The organism is Marinobacterium iners, assembly GCF_017310015.1.
In the GTDB taxonomy this organism is placed as follows: domain Bacteria; phylum Pseudomonadota; class Gammaproteobacteria; order Pseudomonadales; family Balneatricaceae; genus Marinobacterium; species Marinobacterium iners.
On the sequence record NZ_CP022297.1, the window covers coordinates 3,474,141 to 3,489,962 of the forward strand.

General features: G+C 53.3%; 7 protein-coding genes, 2 tRNA genes and 3 rRNA genes. 2 read left to right on the forward strand and 10 right to left on the reverse strand.

What is annotated here, in order from left to right:
- The first annotated feature begins 141 nt into the window (after positions 1 to 141).
- Complete coding sequence (locus CFI10_RS16665; RefSeq protein WP_206836648.1) at positions 142 to 2,703, forward strand: EAL domain-containing protein; 2,562 nt, start codon at positions 142 to 144, stop codon at positions 2,701 to 2,703.
- 18 nt (positions 2,704 to 2,721) lie between these two features.
- Here CFI10_RS16665 and CFI10_RS16670 read toward each other — a convergent pair whose 3' ends face one another.
- On the reverse strand, positions 2,722 to 4,986 hold the full coding sequence (locus tag CFI10_RS16670) for a methyl-accepting chemotaxis protein (protein ID WP_206836651.1): 2,265 nt from the start codon (positions 4,984 to 4,986) through the stop codon (positions 2,722 to 2,724).
- Between the two features lie 177 nt (positions 4,987 to 5,163).
- Here CFI10_RS16670 and fabI point away from each other — a divergent pair, with 177 nt between their 5' ends.
- Complete coding sequence (gene fabI, locus CFI10_RS16675; protein ID WP_242530032.1) at positions 5,164 to 5,940, forward strand: enoyl-ACP reductase FabI; 777 nt, start codon at positions 5,164 to 5,166, stop codon at positions 5,938 to 5,940.
- Between the two features lie 122 nt (positions 5,941 to 6,062).
- On the opposite strand, the gene tnpC is transcribed toward fabI, so the two are convergent.
- The 9 genes from tnpC to tyrS form a co-directional block, all read right to left on the reverse strand.
- Positions 6,063 to 7,619, reverse strand: a complete 1,557-nt coding sequence (tnpC, locus tag CFI10_RS16680) for an IS66 family transposase (RefSeq protein ID WP_206841919.1) — start codon at positions 7,617 to 7,619, stop codon at positions 6,063 to 6,065.
- Between the two features lie 92 nt (positions 7,620 to 7,711).
- A complete protein-coding gene (tnpB, locus tag CFI10_RS16685; protein ID WP_206836653.1) occupies positions 7,712 to 8,047 on the reverse strand; it encodes an IS66 family insertion sequence element accessory protein TnpB in 336 nt (111 codons plus the stop codon).
- A complete protein-coding gene (gene tnpA, locus CFI10_RS16690) occupies positions 8,044 to 8,403 on the reverse strand; it encodes an IS66-like element accessory protein TnpA (protein ID WP_206835530.1) in 360 nt (119 codons plus the stop codon). Before tnpA ends, tnpB begins: the two co-directional genes overlap by 4 nt.
- A 161-nt stretch (positions 8,404 to 8,564) precedes the next feature.
- Positions 8,565 to 8,680 (reverse strand): 5S ribosomal RNA (gene rrf / locus CFI10_RS16695).
- Between the two features lie 166 nt (positions 8,681 to 8,846).
- A 23S ribosomal RNA gene (locus tag CFI10_RS16700) occupies positions 8,847 to 11,733 on the reverse strand.
- A 229-nt stretch (positions 11,734 to 11,962) separates the two neighbouring features.
- A tRNA-Ala gene (locus CFI10_RS16705) sits at positions 11,963 to 12,038 on the reverse strand.
- Positions 12,039 to 12,076: 38 nt separating this feature from the next.
- Positions 12,077 to 12,153 (reverse strand) — tRNA-Ile (locus CFI10_RS16710).
- 98 nt (positions 12,154 to 12,251) lie between these two features.
- Positions 12,252 to 13,794 (reverse strand): 16S ribosomal RNA (locus CFI10_RS16715).
- Together the 16S, 23S and 5S rRNA genes with 2 tRNA genes alongside form the textbook arrangement of a ribosomal RNA operon.
- A gap of 562 nt (positions 13,795 to 14,356) precedes the next feature.
- Positions 14,357 to 15,652 (reverse strand): tyrosine--tRNA ligase, encoded by a 1,296-nt coding sequence (tyrS, locus tag CFI10_RS16720; RefSeq protein WP_206836656.1) that lies wholly within the window; start codon positions 15,650 to 15,652, stop codon positions 14,357 to 14,359.
- Between the last annotated feature and the right edge of the window lie 170 nt (positions 15,653 to 15,822).

The window sequence follows — 15,822 nt, forward strand, 5'->3', positions numbered from 1 at the left end:
GAAGGCACGACAGGACTGAGATCGACGTCCTCTCCTGTCTCCAATACTTGACAGATATCAACCCTCTACCAATTGCCTGCAGATCAGTTCACACTCTGCGCGTACAATCGTCCGACTATAAATAAAACAGCAGTGGTTCATATGTCACGTCACTCGCCATCCATCCGGCGTTACCTGCTCAACCGCACATTTCTTTTTTCTGCCATCGGATTTCTGGTGTTGCTGCTGGTCTGCCGCCAAGCCTATCAGGCCAGTGTACGTGACAGCGCTCAGGAAATTGCCCGCTCGGTCGCCGAAAGCACCTTCAACTCAATGTATCTTGTCATGAGCCAGGGCTGGACCCGGCTGCAGCTGGAGCAATTCATGCGCCAGCTGTCCAACACCGAGCACCCCGCTTCCAGCCTTAAAGTGAGTGTTTTCCGTGGCACCAAAGTAACCGAGCGATTCGGCTCCATCGAGCAGCCCGATCTGGATGCTTTGATGCGCGAGGCCATGCAAAGCGGTGAGATCATTGAGGAGAATGACGGTACTCATCAACGCTATCTGTATCCGCTTCAGGCCCGCGAAAACTGTACGGGTTGCCATACCAATGCCCGCGTTGGTGACAACCTGGGACTGATCGAGGTACGTCAGGACCTCAGCCGTCAGATGAGCGTTGCAAACCGAAACCTGCTGTATTACCTGTTGCTGCTTTCCCCTTTGCCCTTCCTGTTTGGTTTCTGGGCGGTGCGGACCGTGACACTGCGTATCAATCAGTCTGTAGAAGAGCTGAGCAACAGGATTTCACGAGTCGATTCGCTTGAGGATCTCAGTCAGCTGTCAAAAGACAAAAAGGATCTTGGTTTCAGGGAGCTGAATCACATATTCGGGCAGGTCGAAGCGCTTGCTGAAAAATTACGCACCATCGCGGTGGACAAAGACCTGCTGGAGTTCGAAATCCGTCTGCTGGAGAAATTTGTCATCACGTCGGAAGTGGTACGGGACTGGCGCGAATACGTTAATCTGTTGATGCTGGATATCAACCAGGTCATTCCGATCTACACCATGTTTTCCATCTTCAAGGTGGACGATGAGATGTTTGATCTGGAAATTTTCTGGCTGCGCCCCCCCGCCAAGGAAACCAAGAAGATGATGGAGCAGGCGGTGCTCAATCGCCTGCAGGGCAACGATCACTTTTCGATACCCGGCGAGATTATTATTCACCACAACTCGGTACAGCTTGAGGGTCCCGAGATGGTGCTGAACACGACCGAAATTGAGTTACAGACCAAGTCTCTGTTGGTCGAAACACCCAAGATCGGTGGCATTGTCGGTATCGGTGTGCATGCCGATATCGTCAAGGACAGTACCAAGGTACTGGTACTGGAGAGCATTTTGTCCACCCTGCTCAATGTGGTCGGCTCGGTTAAAGCGATCTACAAGTACACCCGTGACCTTGAATACTATGCAACACGTGATCCGCTGACCAACCTGTATAACCAGCGCATGTTCTGGGAGCTGTTGGACTACGAACTGGATCGCTGCCATCGTCACGATTATCAGGTCGCCCTTTTGATGATCGATCTGGACAACTTCAAGGCGGTCAATGACGGCTATGGTCATGCCATGGGAGACAAATTGCTGCGGCAGCTTGCTCTGGCCATGCAGGAGGTGTTGCGTACCGGCGATATTCTGGCCCGCTACGGTGGCGATGAATTTGTAGTGGTGCTGCCTGAAACAACGCTGGAACAGACCAGCGAAGTCTGTGAACGCCTGCTACATTGCCTGCAATCCTTCAGCCTTGAGACCGAGAAAGGCGGTCTGGTACGCGTCACCGGCTCGATCGGGGCAGGCATCTTCCCTGACCATGCGGATAACCGCAAAGACCTGTTCATGTTCGTCGATAACCTGATGTACCGGGCCAAAACTCAGGGCAAGAACCGTATCAGCCTGCCACATAAAGAAGATGTAGCGGATATTTTCAACGACCTTAACCAGAAGATGCTGCTGGTCAATGATGCCATCGAGAATCGCAGCGTGGTGCCGGTTTTTCAGCCCATTCAACCACTGGATGAGGATACGCCTGCTGTAGAAGTACTCAGTCGTCTGCAGCTGCCGGGTGACAAGCTGATGTCAGCCGGCGAATTCATTGAGATTGCAGAGTCCATGGGCAAGGTACATCTGCTGGACTACATCGTAATGGAAAAGGCGTTCGCCAAGGTTCAGGAAACCGATTATCAGGGCCTGCTGTTCATCAATCTGTCACCCCGTTCGATACTGGTGCGCGACTTCCTGCAAACGCTTCACGAGCTGACTCAGCGATACCGACTGACCCCATCCCGGATTGTGTTTGAAATAACCGAGCGCGACACTGTCAAGAACATGGGGCTGCTGGAGAACTTTGTCCGCAGCCTGAAGGATTCGGGCTACATGATGGCCATCGATGATTTTGGCTCCGGCTTTTCATCGTTCCATTACCTGAAGTACCTGCCAATCGATTTCGTTAAGATAGAAGGCGAGTTCATCGCCAACATGGGCAATGATCCTCGAGACCTGGCCTTTGTGGTCAGTATTACCGAACTGGCCAAGAAGCTGAACCTTAAAACCGTGGCCGAATTCGTGGAAACCGAGGAAGTGTTGCAGATGGTGCGAGACGTCGGCATCGACTACGCCCAGGGTTACCACATTGGCCGACCCGCGCGTGAAATGCCGGGCCTTGAATAAGCCCGGCATTTTTTCGGTTCAACGAGCTTCCTGAATTAACCGATCAATGGCGCTGACGATTTCACCAGACAGTTGAGCAACCTCCTGATACTTGCGTTCAGCCTCAGGTTCTTTGCCATGATGCTTGGCCTCGATAATCTCGCCAATCAATTGATGCAGACGGTCATGTGGTTTCTCGATGGCCTGTAAAACCGATGAGTTACCGTAGCGTTCCTTGCCGGTAGTGTAGTACCAGCGGCCGAAATCGCATTCGTGTGATGATACCGCCTGCTCATGCGGAATATCCGCGTGCCCATCAAGAAATGCTCGTAGCCTCATCTTCCAGGCCTGATGTGCAGCTTTCGCCACTTCCAGCTCAATTACATCGTCCTGCGTCACTCTGAACTTTCGAATCACCCGCATCAACTGCGAGAGCTCAGAGCCTATGCCGGCAGCTGACACAAGGATATCCGACGCGCCGACCGAGGTTTCTTCAGCACCGGTACCAACGCGCTCAACCGACTGGTTAATGGTTTCACTGACCTGTGTCTGCTCCTCGGCAGCAGAGGCGATCTGCGCGGTCATGTCACGTATCTCATCCATCCCCCGCGTAATTGCCTGCAGCGCTTCCCCTGCACGTGCGGCAGTGGATACCGTCTGTTCAGACTGGCTCTGACTCTGCTCAATAACCCGAACCGTATGCCCGGTCCCTTCCTTGAGTGCACTGATCATGTCGTTGATCTCGGCTGTAGAGTTTTGAGTCCTGTGTGCAAGTGCTCTCACTTCATCCGCCACTACCGAGAAGCCGCGCCCCTGCTCACCTGCACGGGCAGCCTCTATTGCGGCATTCAACGCCAGCAGATTGGTCTGGTCGGCGATATCACGGATAACATCAAGGATGGTATTTATTTTTTCACTGCGGGTTTCTACATCCCGTATCACATCACGCATGGAAGCAACATCTGCTGCCAATGCATTAATGGCGTCAATGGCATCCTCTACAACCCGATGACCAATCTGTGCCTCTTCATCAGCTTTTTGCGTCACCTCTGCAGAGCTGGCTGCACTGCGCGCTACCTCTTGGGCCGTCGCAGTCATCTCGTTCATGGCTGTAGCGATCTCGGTAGTTTCGCGACGTTGGCGGTTCGCAAGTTCCAGCGTATGGTCACTGACATCAAACAGGTGTGAGCCGGAGCTGGAAACTGACGCGACTGCACGCATCAGTTCCTGAATCAACGCTTCAATACGGCTAATGAAATGATTGAACTCACTTGCGATGTCTGTCAGTTCATTCTTGCCATTAACCGGTAATCGTTGTGTCAGGTCACCGTCACCACTTGATATGTTTTTCATCGCATGCGTGATTTGCAATAGTGGTTTTGCCACACTGCGACTGATATAAAGAGCAATCAAAACTCCCAGCACCAAAAATGCACCAATGATGGCCAGCAACTCATAAAAAGCTTGTTCATATGCATCAATGTAGCTGCTGCGGTCCATTGCCAATGACAAAACACCAATCGACTGGCCTGAAAAATCCTGTAACTGGTTGGAGTAGATCGCGACAGGAGAGCCCTCCAGTTCTCCTGTCCCCATCTGCCCCTCGCCCCGAAGCGCAAGCTTGAATACATCGGGATCGAGCAGCGCCTGATCGCCCCACGTGGACGCGAACAATGTTTGTTGACCCGCATTATTCAGAATTAATGCGACATCCAGCCCGGTTTCCTGTTTGACTTGATCAAAAAACGATTGTCCCAGAGAGAAGCCAAACTCTACCGATCCCCAGTGATGCCCGGCCACTTCCAAAGGCACCATGCCACGGATGCCAAGGCCAGCCACTCCCTGCTCAACGCCACTGACCGCTACTCGTTTCTGATTGGTTTCCACAACAGTCTGGCGGAACCCGGAGAGGTCGTCTCCATACTTTTCCGGTCGATGTACACGCAACCAGGACACCGCTGGTGGTGTGTGAAACTGCAATTGGCGCAAGCCAAAATCTGATTGCAGTCGAGCAAAGGCACCCTCAAGTTCTGCCAGTAACCGGTCACGCGCCCCGTCCGACAGGGCGGCCTGAACACTTGGCTGGCTAGCAACCAGGGTCGCCATAGCTGTTGCCAAACGACGTTCAGACTCTATCCGTTCAAGTACCTTATCAAACTGAACTTTCAGCTCCCGCTCTTCTGCTGCATGGATAAGATTATTGAAGTCTCGCATGACAGCTGGCAGTACCAATAACGCAACCAGCAGGAGCAAGAGACAAAAACCACCTATAACACGCATTCGGATACTGAGATGGTTCAGCATAAGAGGGTCCTTTCTTCAGCTTTGTTTTATTTTTAGTTCGATCATACCTGTTCAACCAGACAGAAAACATGGATATAAAAGCTCACATTACTCACAGATACAAACATTCAGCGTTTTAACCATACAGTCACCGAAACCTGATGAGATAATGGCATCGCACGATTCAATCAGACCCCCATGGAAGCTGAAATGATAGATTTGACCGGAAAACGTGGTGTTATATTCGGCATCGCTAACAACAAAAGCATCGCCTACGGCTGTGCAGAAGTCCTCAGCGGCCTTGGTGCGGAGCTTTGCATTACCTACCTGAATGACAAGGCACGTCCATATGTCGCCCCTTTGGCAGATCAGTTGGGTGCCACTTTGGTACTGCCCTGCGATGTTGCCACTGAAGGCGAGCTTGAGCAGATTTTTGAACGTCTGAAGCAGGAGTGGGGACAGATCGACTTTGTTATCCATTCAATTGCCTGGTCACCCCTGGATGAACTGCACGGCAAACTGGTGGACTCATCTTCAGAAGGTTTCTGCAAAGCGATGGATATCTCGTGCCACTCTTTTATACGAATGGCGCGGCACGCACGTGAATTGATGCCTCAAGGTGGTTCACTGCTCACCATGAGTTATCATGGTGCTGAGCGTGTCGTGGATCACTATAACCTGATGGGACCCATCAAGGCCGCCCTTGAAAGCTCCGTACGCTATCTTGCAGCAGAGTTGGGACCAGAGCAGATCAGGGTTCACTCTCTATCCCCAGGACCCATGCCAACGCGTGCTGCCGGCGGTATTGATTCCTTTGATGAACTGATGGGGGATGCCATTGAACGATCTCCACTGCACCGGTTGGGGTCACCTTCCGATGTGGGAAAACTTGCTGCATTTTTGATCAGTGAACACTCATCAGCCCTCACAGGCAACCGCATCTATGTTGATGCAGGTCATCATCTTATGGCATGAAAACGCAATATAAGAGTTTTCCTATATACCCGGAAAGACAACACGCCTATTATGCGCCCTGAGGTTCACAAGGTGTGACCAAGACGACAGGAGTTCGGTATCCGTCCGGTGATCACACCTTGTCAGGCGTCATCTACCGGTTTCCAGTTGTGAGGCAACAACTCATGGATCGCACTGGTTTTCTGCGTAGGCAGCCGGGCCAGCACATCTTTCAGATACGCATAGGGTTCATGTCCGTTAAGCTTCGCTGACTGGATCAGGCTCATGATGGTGGCCGCACGGCGACCACTGCGTAACGAGCCCGCGAACAACCAGTTCTTGCGACCCAGAGCCCAGGGACGGATCAGGTTTTCCACACGGTTGTTATCGATGGGGACGGCACCATCCTGCAAGTACCGCGTCAGCGCGACCCAGCGTTTCAGGCTGTAGTCCAACGCTTTGGCCGTGGCTGAGCCATCCAGTACTTTTAGACGCTGAGTCTGCATCCATGCATGCAGCGCTTCGGCGATGGGTTTGGCCCGTGTCTGTCGTAGCTGATAACGTGCCTCCGCTGTCATCTCCCGGCCATCCTGCTCGATGCCATACAGCTGGCCGATGTACTCAACCGCCTGAGCCGCGATCTGGCTTTTGCCCGTCACCTCCAGCTCAACGAACTTGCGACGAGCATGGGCCATACAGCCGATCTCGGTGACGCCTGTGCCGAAGCTGGCCTTGTAGCCGCTGTAGTCATCGCAGACCAGCTGGCCCTGCCAGGGCCCGAGAACATCCCGCGCATGCTGGCCACCGCGTCCCGGTGTGAAGTCATAGATCACGCCCTGCAGACGCGAGAACGCAGTACTGGCATAGGCCCAGATGTAGGCCTTGTGTGTTTTCTTCTTGCCCGGTGTGAGCATGGGGACAGGCGTTTCATCCGCGTGTAAGACCGGCTCCTGCAGCAAGGTATCCCGCAGTGCATCCACCAGCGGTTGCAACTGCACACCGCAGACACCGATCCACTCCGCCAGCGTTGAGCGTGGCAGCGCAACGCCCGCACGGGTAAAGATCTGTTCCTGCCGGTACAGGGGCAGGTGATCGGCATATTTGGCGATCAGCACCTGAGCCAGCAGCCCCGTGGTCGGGATCCCCTTGTCGAGCACATGAGGTGGCATGGGAGCTTGTATCAATGTCTCGCAGGTGTTGCAGACCCATTTGCCCCGGATGTGGCGCTCGACCGTGAACACGCCGGGCGTATAGTCGAGCTTCTCGCTGACCTCCTCGCCGATGCGGGTCAACTGGCAACCACAGTGGCAGGCCGTGTGGTCCGGCTCATGATGGATCTCGGTACGCGGCAGTTCCGGTGGCAACGGCGAGCGCTTGGGCTGACGCTTTTCGGAAGGCGTGGTTGCCGGGGCTTTCAGCCGTTCAAGCTCGGTCTCGATCGCCGCGATGTCTGCATCGACGACCTCGTCCAGCAGGCTGATCTGCAGCACGTTGAGGTGTTCACTGCGTTGGCCGTATTTGTGCCGCCGCAACAAGGCGACCTCATGCGTCAGCTGTCCGATTTTCAGATCACGCTGTTGGATACCCTGATCACGTTCCTGTATCGCCTGTTCCTGCTGTTCAACACGGCTGATCAGCTGCTCGGCCAACTGACGGAGCTGTTCGGGTGTGAGCTGGGTGAGGTCGGGTGTCGTGGTCATGCGGGACAGTATGCCCACATTAAATGGTCATGGGGATGCCCGGATCGGCTAATGGCTCATCGGGCGAGTCTGTGTTCGACTCGGCACCGCTCTCAGACGACGGTGATGACACCTGCGTCACCCATACGCTGCCAGGGCAGGCCTTGTACCAGCGCCTGCAGTTGCTCGGGTGTTAAGGCGATACGGTCGCCGCGCCATGTCTCGGTCCAACTGAAGCGGCCCTGATGCAGTCGGCGCGAACAGAGCCAGATACCCAGGCCATCATGGATCAGCACCTTCATGCGGTTACCGCGCTTGTTGGCAAACAGATAAGCCGCATGCGGTCGCGCCTCGCCGAACACCTTAACCACCCGTGCCAGCGCCGTATCAGGCCCCGCCCGCATGTCCATGGGCTCGGTGGCCAACCAGATCTCATCGATGCGGATCATGACAACAGGTCGCGCAACAGGGCAAGGCACGGCTGGGCTTGATCAACTGGCCACTCAACCACGACTGTTCCCGAAGGTCTTGTACACTCGATGCGAATAACAGAGTGATCGATCTGAGCTGGCCGATGTGGTGCAGGGAGTTGAACGGGGACGAAGGCTGGCATCGGGAGCGGTGTATTGGCGCGTTCGGCTTCTCGCATCCAGCGCCGTACCATGTTGGCGTTAAGGCCATTATCCAGTGCAATCCGTGAAACGGATACGTTCGGCTGGCGGCATTGCGCCACGATCTCGGCCTTGAACACGGGTGAAAAATGACGGCGTTTGCGTGGGCCTTGGGGTGCGCTTGATGGGGTCATTGATAGTGTCCACTTAAAAATAAGTGGACACTATCGGATGGTCAGCCTGTTGAGCTCAAGATGGGTTCACCGGACGGATACCTTTTGCCTGCCGTCTGCGCGTGTTTAGCCCCAATGCAAAAACCCCGGCCTCAACGAGACCGGGGTTTCTGGTATTAAGTGCCTGGCGATGACCTACTCTCACATGGGGAAGCCCCACACTACCATCGGCGATGACGCGTTTCACTGCTGAGTTCGGTATGGGATCAGGTGGTTCCACGTCTCTATGGTCGCCAGGCGAAACTGGTACAAACCGGATCTGATTGAGCCTCGTGCCTGTATGTCACGTTGCTCTGATTGTCTGTGTTGTTGCTACAAGCGTTCAATCGGTGCTCTTGCGAGCCGATAATCGTGTTTTGACTGTTTCCAGTCGAACCATTCATTTCAAACGCCTTGGGCGTTATATGGTCAAGCCTCACGAGCCATTAGTACAGGTTAGCTCAACGCCTTACAACGCTTACACACCCTGCCTATCAACGTCCTGGTCTCGGACGGCTCTTCAGGGGGCTCAAGGCCCCGGTGAGATCTCATCTTGAAGGGGGCTTCCCGCTTAGATGCTTTCAGCGGTTATCCCGTCCGAACGTAGCTACCCGGCAATGCCACTGGCGTGACAACCGGAACACCAGAGGTTCGTTCACTCCGGTCCTCTCGTACTAGGAGCAACTCTTCTCAAATCTCAAACGCCCACGGCAGATAGGGACCGAACTGTCTCACGACGTTCTAAACCCAGCTCGCGTACCACTTTAAATGGCGAACAGCCATACCCTTGGGACCGGCTTCAGCCCCAGGATGTGATGAGCCGACATCGAGGTGCCAAACACCGCCGTCGATGTGAACTCTTGGGCGGTATCAGCCTGTTATCCCCGGAGTACCTTTTATCCGTTGAGCGATGGCCCTTCCATACAGAACCACCGGATCACTAGAACCTGCTTTCGCACCTGCTCGACGTGTCTGTCTCGCAGTCAAGCACCCTTCTACTCTTGCGCTCATTGGCTGATTTCCGACCAGCCTGAGGGTACCTTCGTGCTCCTCCGTTACGCTTTGGGAGGAGACCGCCCCAGTCAAACTACCCACCACACAATGTCCTCGATCCGGGTAACGGATCTGAGTTAGAACCTCAACAGTACCAGGCTGGTATTTCAAGGTCGGCTCCACCGGAACTGGCGTCCCGGTTTCAAAGCCTCCCAGCTATCCTACACAAGTAATGTCAAAGTCCACTGTGAAGCTATAGTAAAGGTTCACGGGGTCTTTCCGTCTAGCCGCGGGGACGCTGCATCTTCACAGCGAGTTCAATTTCACTGAGTCTCGGGTGGAGACAGTGTGGCCATCGTTACGCCATTCGTGCAGGTCGGAACTTACCCGACAAGGAATTTCGCTACCTTAGGACCGTTATAGTTACGGCCGCCGTTTACCGGGGCTTCGATCAAGAGCTTCGCGTGAGCTAACCCCATCAATTAACCTTCCGGCACCGGGCAGGCGTCACACCCTATACGTCCACTTTCGTGTTTGCAGAGTGCTGTGTTTTTAATAAACAGTCGCAGCCACCTGGTATCTTCGACCGGCCTCAGCTCAGAGAGTAAATCTCGTCACCGACACCGGCGTGCCTTCTCCCGAAGTTACGGCACCATTTTGCCTAGTTCCTTCACCCGAGTTCTCTCAAGCGCCTTGGTATTCTCAACCTGACCACCTGTGTCGGTTTGGGGTACGGTCGTCTGTAACCTGAAGCTTAGAAGCTTTTCCTGGAAGCATGGCATCAACCACTTCGTCTCACATGGAGACTCGTCATCAGGTCTCAGCCTTAAGGGAGAGCGGATTTGCCTACTCTCCCAGCCTACACCCTTAAACGCGGACAACCATCGCCGCGCTGGCCTAGCCTTCTCCGTCCCTTCATCGCAGTTACAGCCGGTACAGGAATATTAACCTGTTTCCCATCGACTACGCATTTCTGCCTCGCCTTAGGGGCCGACTCACCCTACCCTGATTAGCATTGGATAGGAAACCTTGGTCTTCCGGCGAGGGGGTTTTTCACCCCCTTTATCGTTACTTATGTCAGCATTCGCACTTCTGATACCTCCACCATGGTTTACACCTTTGGCTTCAACGGCTTACAGAACGCTCCTCTACCATGCCCTAAGGCATCCGCAGCTTCGGTGTCTGGTTTGAGCCCCGTTATATCTTCCGCGCAGGCCGACTCGACTAGTGAGCTATTACGCTTTCTTTAAAGGGTGGCTGCTTCTAAGCCAACCTCCTAGCTGTCTGAGCCTTCCCACATCGTTTCCCACTTAACCAGAACTTTGGGACCTTAGCTGGCGGTCTGGGTTGTTTCCCTTTCCACGACGGACGTTAGCACCCGCCGTGTGTCTCCCATGATTGCACTCTTGGGTATTCGGAGTTTGCATCGGGTTGGTAAGTCGGGATGACCCCCTAGCCGAAACAGTGCTCTACCCCCCAAGGTGAGACATGAGGCGCTACCTAAATAGCTTTCGAGGAGAACCAGCTATCTCCGGGCTTGATTAGCCTTTCACTCCGATCCACAGGTCATCCGCTAACTTTTCAACGGTAGTCGGTTCGGTCCTCCAGTTGATGTTACTCAACCTTCAACCTGCCCATGGATAGATCGCCCGGTTTCGGGTCTACTCCCAGCGACTGATCGCCCTATTAAGACTCGGTTTCCCTACGCCTCCCCTAAACGGTTAAGCTTGCCACTGAAAGTAAGTCGCTGACCCATTATACAAAAGGTACGCAGTCACCGTCCGAAAACGGCTCCCACTGCTTGTACGTACACGGTTTCAGGGTCTATTTCACTCCCCTCACAGGGGTTCTTTTCGCCTTTCCCTCACGGTACTGGTTCACTATCGGTCAGTCAGGAGTATTTAGCCTTGGAGGATGGTCCCCCCATATTCAGACAGGATAACACGTGTCCCGTCCTACTCGATTTCACTGCATATAGGTTTTCGCATACGGGGCTATCACCCACTATGGCCGCACTTTCCAGAGCGTTCTGCTAACCACAACACAGCTTAAGGGCTGGTCCCCGTTCGCTCGCCGCTACTAAGGGAATCTCGGTTGATTTCTTTTCCTCCGGGTACTTAGATGTTTCAGTTCCCCGGGTTCGCCTCTCAAAGCCTATGTATTCAGCTAAGAGATACCCGCAAGCGGGTGGGTTTCCCCATTCGGAAATCCTCGGATCAAAGTCTGTTTACCGACTCCCCGAGGCTTATCGCAGGTTACTACGTCCTTCATCGCCTCTGACTGCCAAGGCATCCACCGTGCACGCTTATTCACTTGACCATATAACCCGAAGGCGTCTGTTCAAATGAATGGTTCGTAACGATTATCGCCGATTGGCGCTTGTATCAAACAATACAAGACAATCTTTCAGATCCAATTTGTTAAAGAGCGTTTAAAGCATGATGCTTTAAAAGATAGACTCGGCATTGATGCAAGGGACAGACTGTCCAGTGACGGATACCTGAGCGTATGTTTTAAAACTCATTCAATCACCATTCCAGGCAAGGAATGGTGGAGCTATGCGGGATCGAACCGCAGACCTCCTGCGTGCAAAGCAGGCGCTCTCCCAGCTGAGCTATAGCCCCAACGAGATATTCCAAACAGCCATAACCGAATGGAAAATTGGTAGGCCTGAGTGGATTTGAACCACCGACCTCACCCTTATCAGGGGTGCGCTCTAACCAACTGAGCTACAAGCCTACTGTGCGAGCTATCGATTCAGATCGACAACTCTACGCTCTCTCTAACGTTATGATCAGGTAATATGTGTGAACGCTTGCCAGAATTTCACAATCGTTTAAGGAGGTGATCCAGCCCCAGGTTCCCCTAGGGCTACCTTGTTACGACTTCACCCCAGTCATGAATCACACCGTGGTAACCGTCCTCCCGAAGGTTAGACTAGCTACTTCTGGTGCAACCCACTCCCATGGTGTGACGGGCGGTGTGTACAAGGCCCGGGAACGTATTCACCGTGACATTCTGATTCACGATTACTAGCGATTCCGACTTCACGCAGTCGAGTTGCAGACTGCGATCCGGACTACGACCGGTTTTGTGAGATTAGCTTACTCTCGCGAGTTTGCAGCCCTCTGTACCGGCCATTGTAGCACGTGTGTAGCCCTACTCGTAAGGGCCATGATGACTTGACGTCATCCCCACCTTCCTCCGGTTTGTCACCGGCAGTCTCCTTAGAGTTCCCGACATTACTCGCTGGCAAATAAGGATAAGGGTTGCGCTCGTTACGGGACTTAACCCAACATTTCACAACACGAGCTGACGACAGCCATGCAGCACCTGTCTCAGAGTTCCCGAAGGCACCAATCCATCTCTGGAAAGTTCTCTGGATGTCAAGAGTAGGTAAGGTTCTTCGCGTTGCTTCGAATTAAACCACATGCTCCACCGCTTGTGCGGGCCCCCGTCAATTCATTTGAGTTTTAACCTTGCGGCCGTACTCCCCAGGCGGTCAACTTATCGCGTTAGCTTCGCCACTAAAGGATCAAGTCCCCCAACGGCTAGTTGACATCGTTTACGGCGTGGACTACCAGGGTATCTAATCCTGTTTGCTACCCACGCTTTCGCACCTCAGTGTCAGTATCGGTCCAGGTAGTCGCCTTCGCCACTGGTGTTCCTTCCGATCTCTACGCATTTCACCGCTACACCGGAAATTCCACTACCCTCTACCGTACTCTAGCTCAGCAGTATCAGGTGCAGTTCCCAGGTTGAGCCCGGGGCTTTCACATCTGACTGACTGAACCACCTACGCGCGCTTTACGCCCAGTAATTCCGATTAACGCTCGGACCCTCCGTATTACCGCGGCTGCTGGCACGGAGTTAGCCGGTCCTTCTTCTGCTGTTAACGTCACAGCAAGCGGGTATTAACCACTCGCCTTTCCTCACAGCTGAAAGTGCTTTACAACCCGAAGGCCTTCTTCACACACGCGGCATGGCTGGATCAGGGTTGCCCCCATTGTCCAATATTCCCCACTGCTGCCTCCCGTAGGAGTCTGGGCCGTGTCTCAGTCCCAGTGTGGCTGGTCATCCTCTCAGACCAGCTACGGATCATCGCCTTGGTGAGCCTTTACCTCACCAACAAGCTAATCCGACGCGGGCTCATCTGATAGCGTGAGGTCCGAAGATCCCCCACTTTCCCCCGAAGGGCGTATGCGGTATTAGCAGTCGTTTCCGACTGTTGTCCCCCACTACCAGGTAGATTCCCACGCGTTACTCACCCGTCCGCCGCTCGTCACCCAAGAAGCAAGCTTCTCTGTGCTACCGCTCGACTTGCATGTGTTAGGCCTGCCGCCAGCGTTCAATCTGAGCCATGATCAAACTCTTCAGTTTAAAATCTTGTGAACTCAAAGCTGCAAGCAGCTTTTCATTCGGCTCAAGGTATTACACAACGCTAAATGAATATTCAGTTAGGTTGCTTGCCTTGATTAAGCTTTGTGTGCTCAATCCTGACAAGCGCCCACACATATTACCTGATCAATTTGTTAAAGAGCGGGCTTGGCCAACCGCACCGTTCGGTGCAACCTGTTGTCTCAAGCGAGGCGCGTATTCTACCGCAACCCGTTTCAGTGTCAACCGTTTTTTTCGTTTTCTGTTTCAGTGCTGAGCACTCAAACAACGATTCGGCAGTCACTCAAGAAGCGCAATGATGAACCAAAAAACCACTTAATTCAACATTTTACCACTTGCTCAATCGATCTGCCCTGAACCGTTTCCGGTGGGGCGTCTCAAGCGAGGAGGCGAATTCTACAGACACCACTGAGGGAGTCAACACCTGCGTGTAAAAAAGTTTCAGAAAGATGAAAGCAGCCAGTAGCAACGCCTAACCCCCCAAAAAATAACGGACGCCGAGGCGTCCGTTATTTATAGATACACTTGCTATTCAGCCACGCAGTCAGTGCAGGTAGAACAGGTGATGCTTTTTCTTGCCCAACTTGACTAGAAAGTACTTACCGAACCGAGCCGCATCGCGTGAAAACAACTTATCTGCCGCCATATTCTGATCCATACCGCATTCTTGATCATTGATCACGACCGCGTTGCGTTGCAGCGCATCCTTTACCTGCTTGCCTGAAGCGGCCAAGCCAGCCTCAACCAATAGAGTTGTCAGCGGCAGGTCAGTCAACTCAGCTGGCACCTGTGTTGCCGGCAGCCCATCCTGCTCCAGCTGGGCATAATCCGCAGCACTCAATTGAGATAGATCACCCGAAAACAAAGCTTCAGTGATGCGACGAGCCGCCTCGAGGGCTTCTTTCCCATGGACCATCTCGGTCATCTGCTCTGCCAAAACACGCTGAGCCTCGGGCCGACCTTCACGGGCACGGTCTTCTGCCTCTATCGTGTCGATCTCGGCGACGGACAGGAAGGTAAAGAACTTCATGAAACGGTAAACATCTGCATCAGGCGTCTGTAGCCAGAACTGATAGAATGCGTAAGGAGATGTCTTTTTCGCATCCAGCCACACCGCACCGCTTTCAGTCTTGCCAAACTTGGTGCCATCAGACTTTGTAATCAGAGGTAAGGTCAACGCATGAGTGGCAGCGCCATTCACTCTGCGTGTCAGCTCAATACCGCCAACAATATTTCCCCATTGGTCGGACCCACCGATTTGGAGCGTACAGTCATACTTCTGATTCAGCTGCTGATAGTCATAGGACTGCAGAATCTGATAGGTGAATTCGGTGAATGACAAACCTGAGCCTTCACGCTCTATACGCTGCTTGACCGACTCTTTTGCAATCATTTTATTGACAGTAAAGTGCTTGCCGATGTCACGCAGGAAGCTGAGTACATCAACACTGGCTGTCCAATCGTAATTATTGGCCAATATGGCCCCATCTTCACCGTCAAAATCAATGAACCGGCTGATCTGGGATTTGAGGCATTCACTCCATTGCTGAACGATTTCAGCTGAGTTCAGCTGGCGCTCTTGATCCTTGAAACTCGGATCACCAATGAGGCCAGTCGCCCCACCGACCAGAGCGATAGGACGATGACCTGCCTGCTGAAAACGTTTGAGCATTAACAGAGGCACCAGGTGGCCCAAGTGCAAACTGTCTGCCGTGGGGTCAAAGCCGCAATAAAGCGTCACCGGCCCCTGAGACAGATGCTCGACCAGCTCTTCTTCATTGGTCGTCTGGGCAACCAGACCCCGGGCCTTGAGATCCTCAATCAAACTGTTTGCGTTCATACCGCCTGAATCCCTCTATATGGGTTGAGTGTAAGCCGATGGCGCATTCTAAACGCTCACAGGAATGTGAACAAACTCTATCCATTACCAACGTTCCACTGACACCCGACAAATATAAAAATGTTGAATTTCCGTTATACTCCGGTGTCAACGTCAGCGAATTTTCAAAA

What these genes read in the sequence shown, in the direction of transcription:
- CFI10_RS16665 (WP_206836648.1), top strand. Translation starts at nt 142, where the DNA reads ATGTCACGTCACTCGCCATCCATCCGGCGTTACCTGCTCAACCGCACA.
- tnpA (WP_206835530.1), bottom strand. Translation starts at nt 8,403, where the DNA reads ATGACCCCATCAAGCGCACCCCAAGGCCCACGCAAACGCCGTCATTTT.
- fabI (WP_242530032.1), top strand. Translation starts at nt 5,164, where the DNA reads ATGGAAGCTGAAATGATAGATTTGACCGGAAAACGTGGTGTTATATTC.
- CFI10_RS16670 (WP_206836651.1), bottom strand. Translation starts at nt 4,986, where the DNA reads ATGCTGAACCATCTCAGTATCCGAATGCGTGTTATAGGTGGTTTTTGT.
- tnpB (WP_206836653.1), bottom strand. Translation starts at nt 8,047, where the DNA reads ATGATCCGCATCGATGAGATCTGGTTGGCCACCGAGCCCATGGACATG.
- tyrS (WP_206836656.1), bottom strand. Translation starts at nt 15,652, where the DNA reads ATGAACGCAAACAGTTTGATTGAGGATCTCAAGGCCCGGGGTCTGGTT.
- tnpC (WP_206841919.1), bottom strand. Translation starts at nt 7,619, where the DNA reads ATGACCACGACACCCGACCTCACCCAGCTCACACCCGAACAGCTCCGT.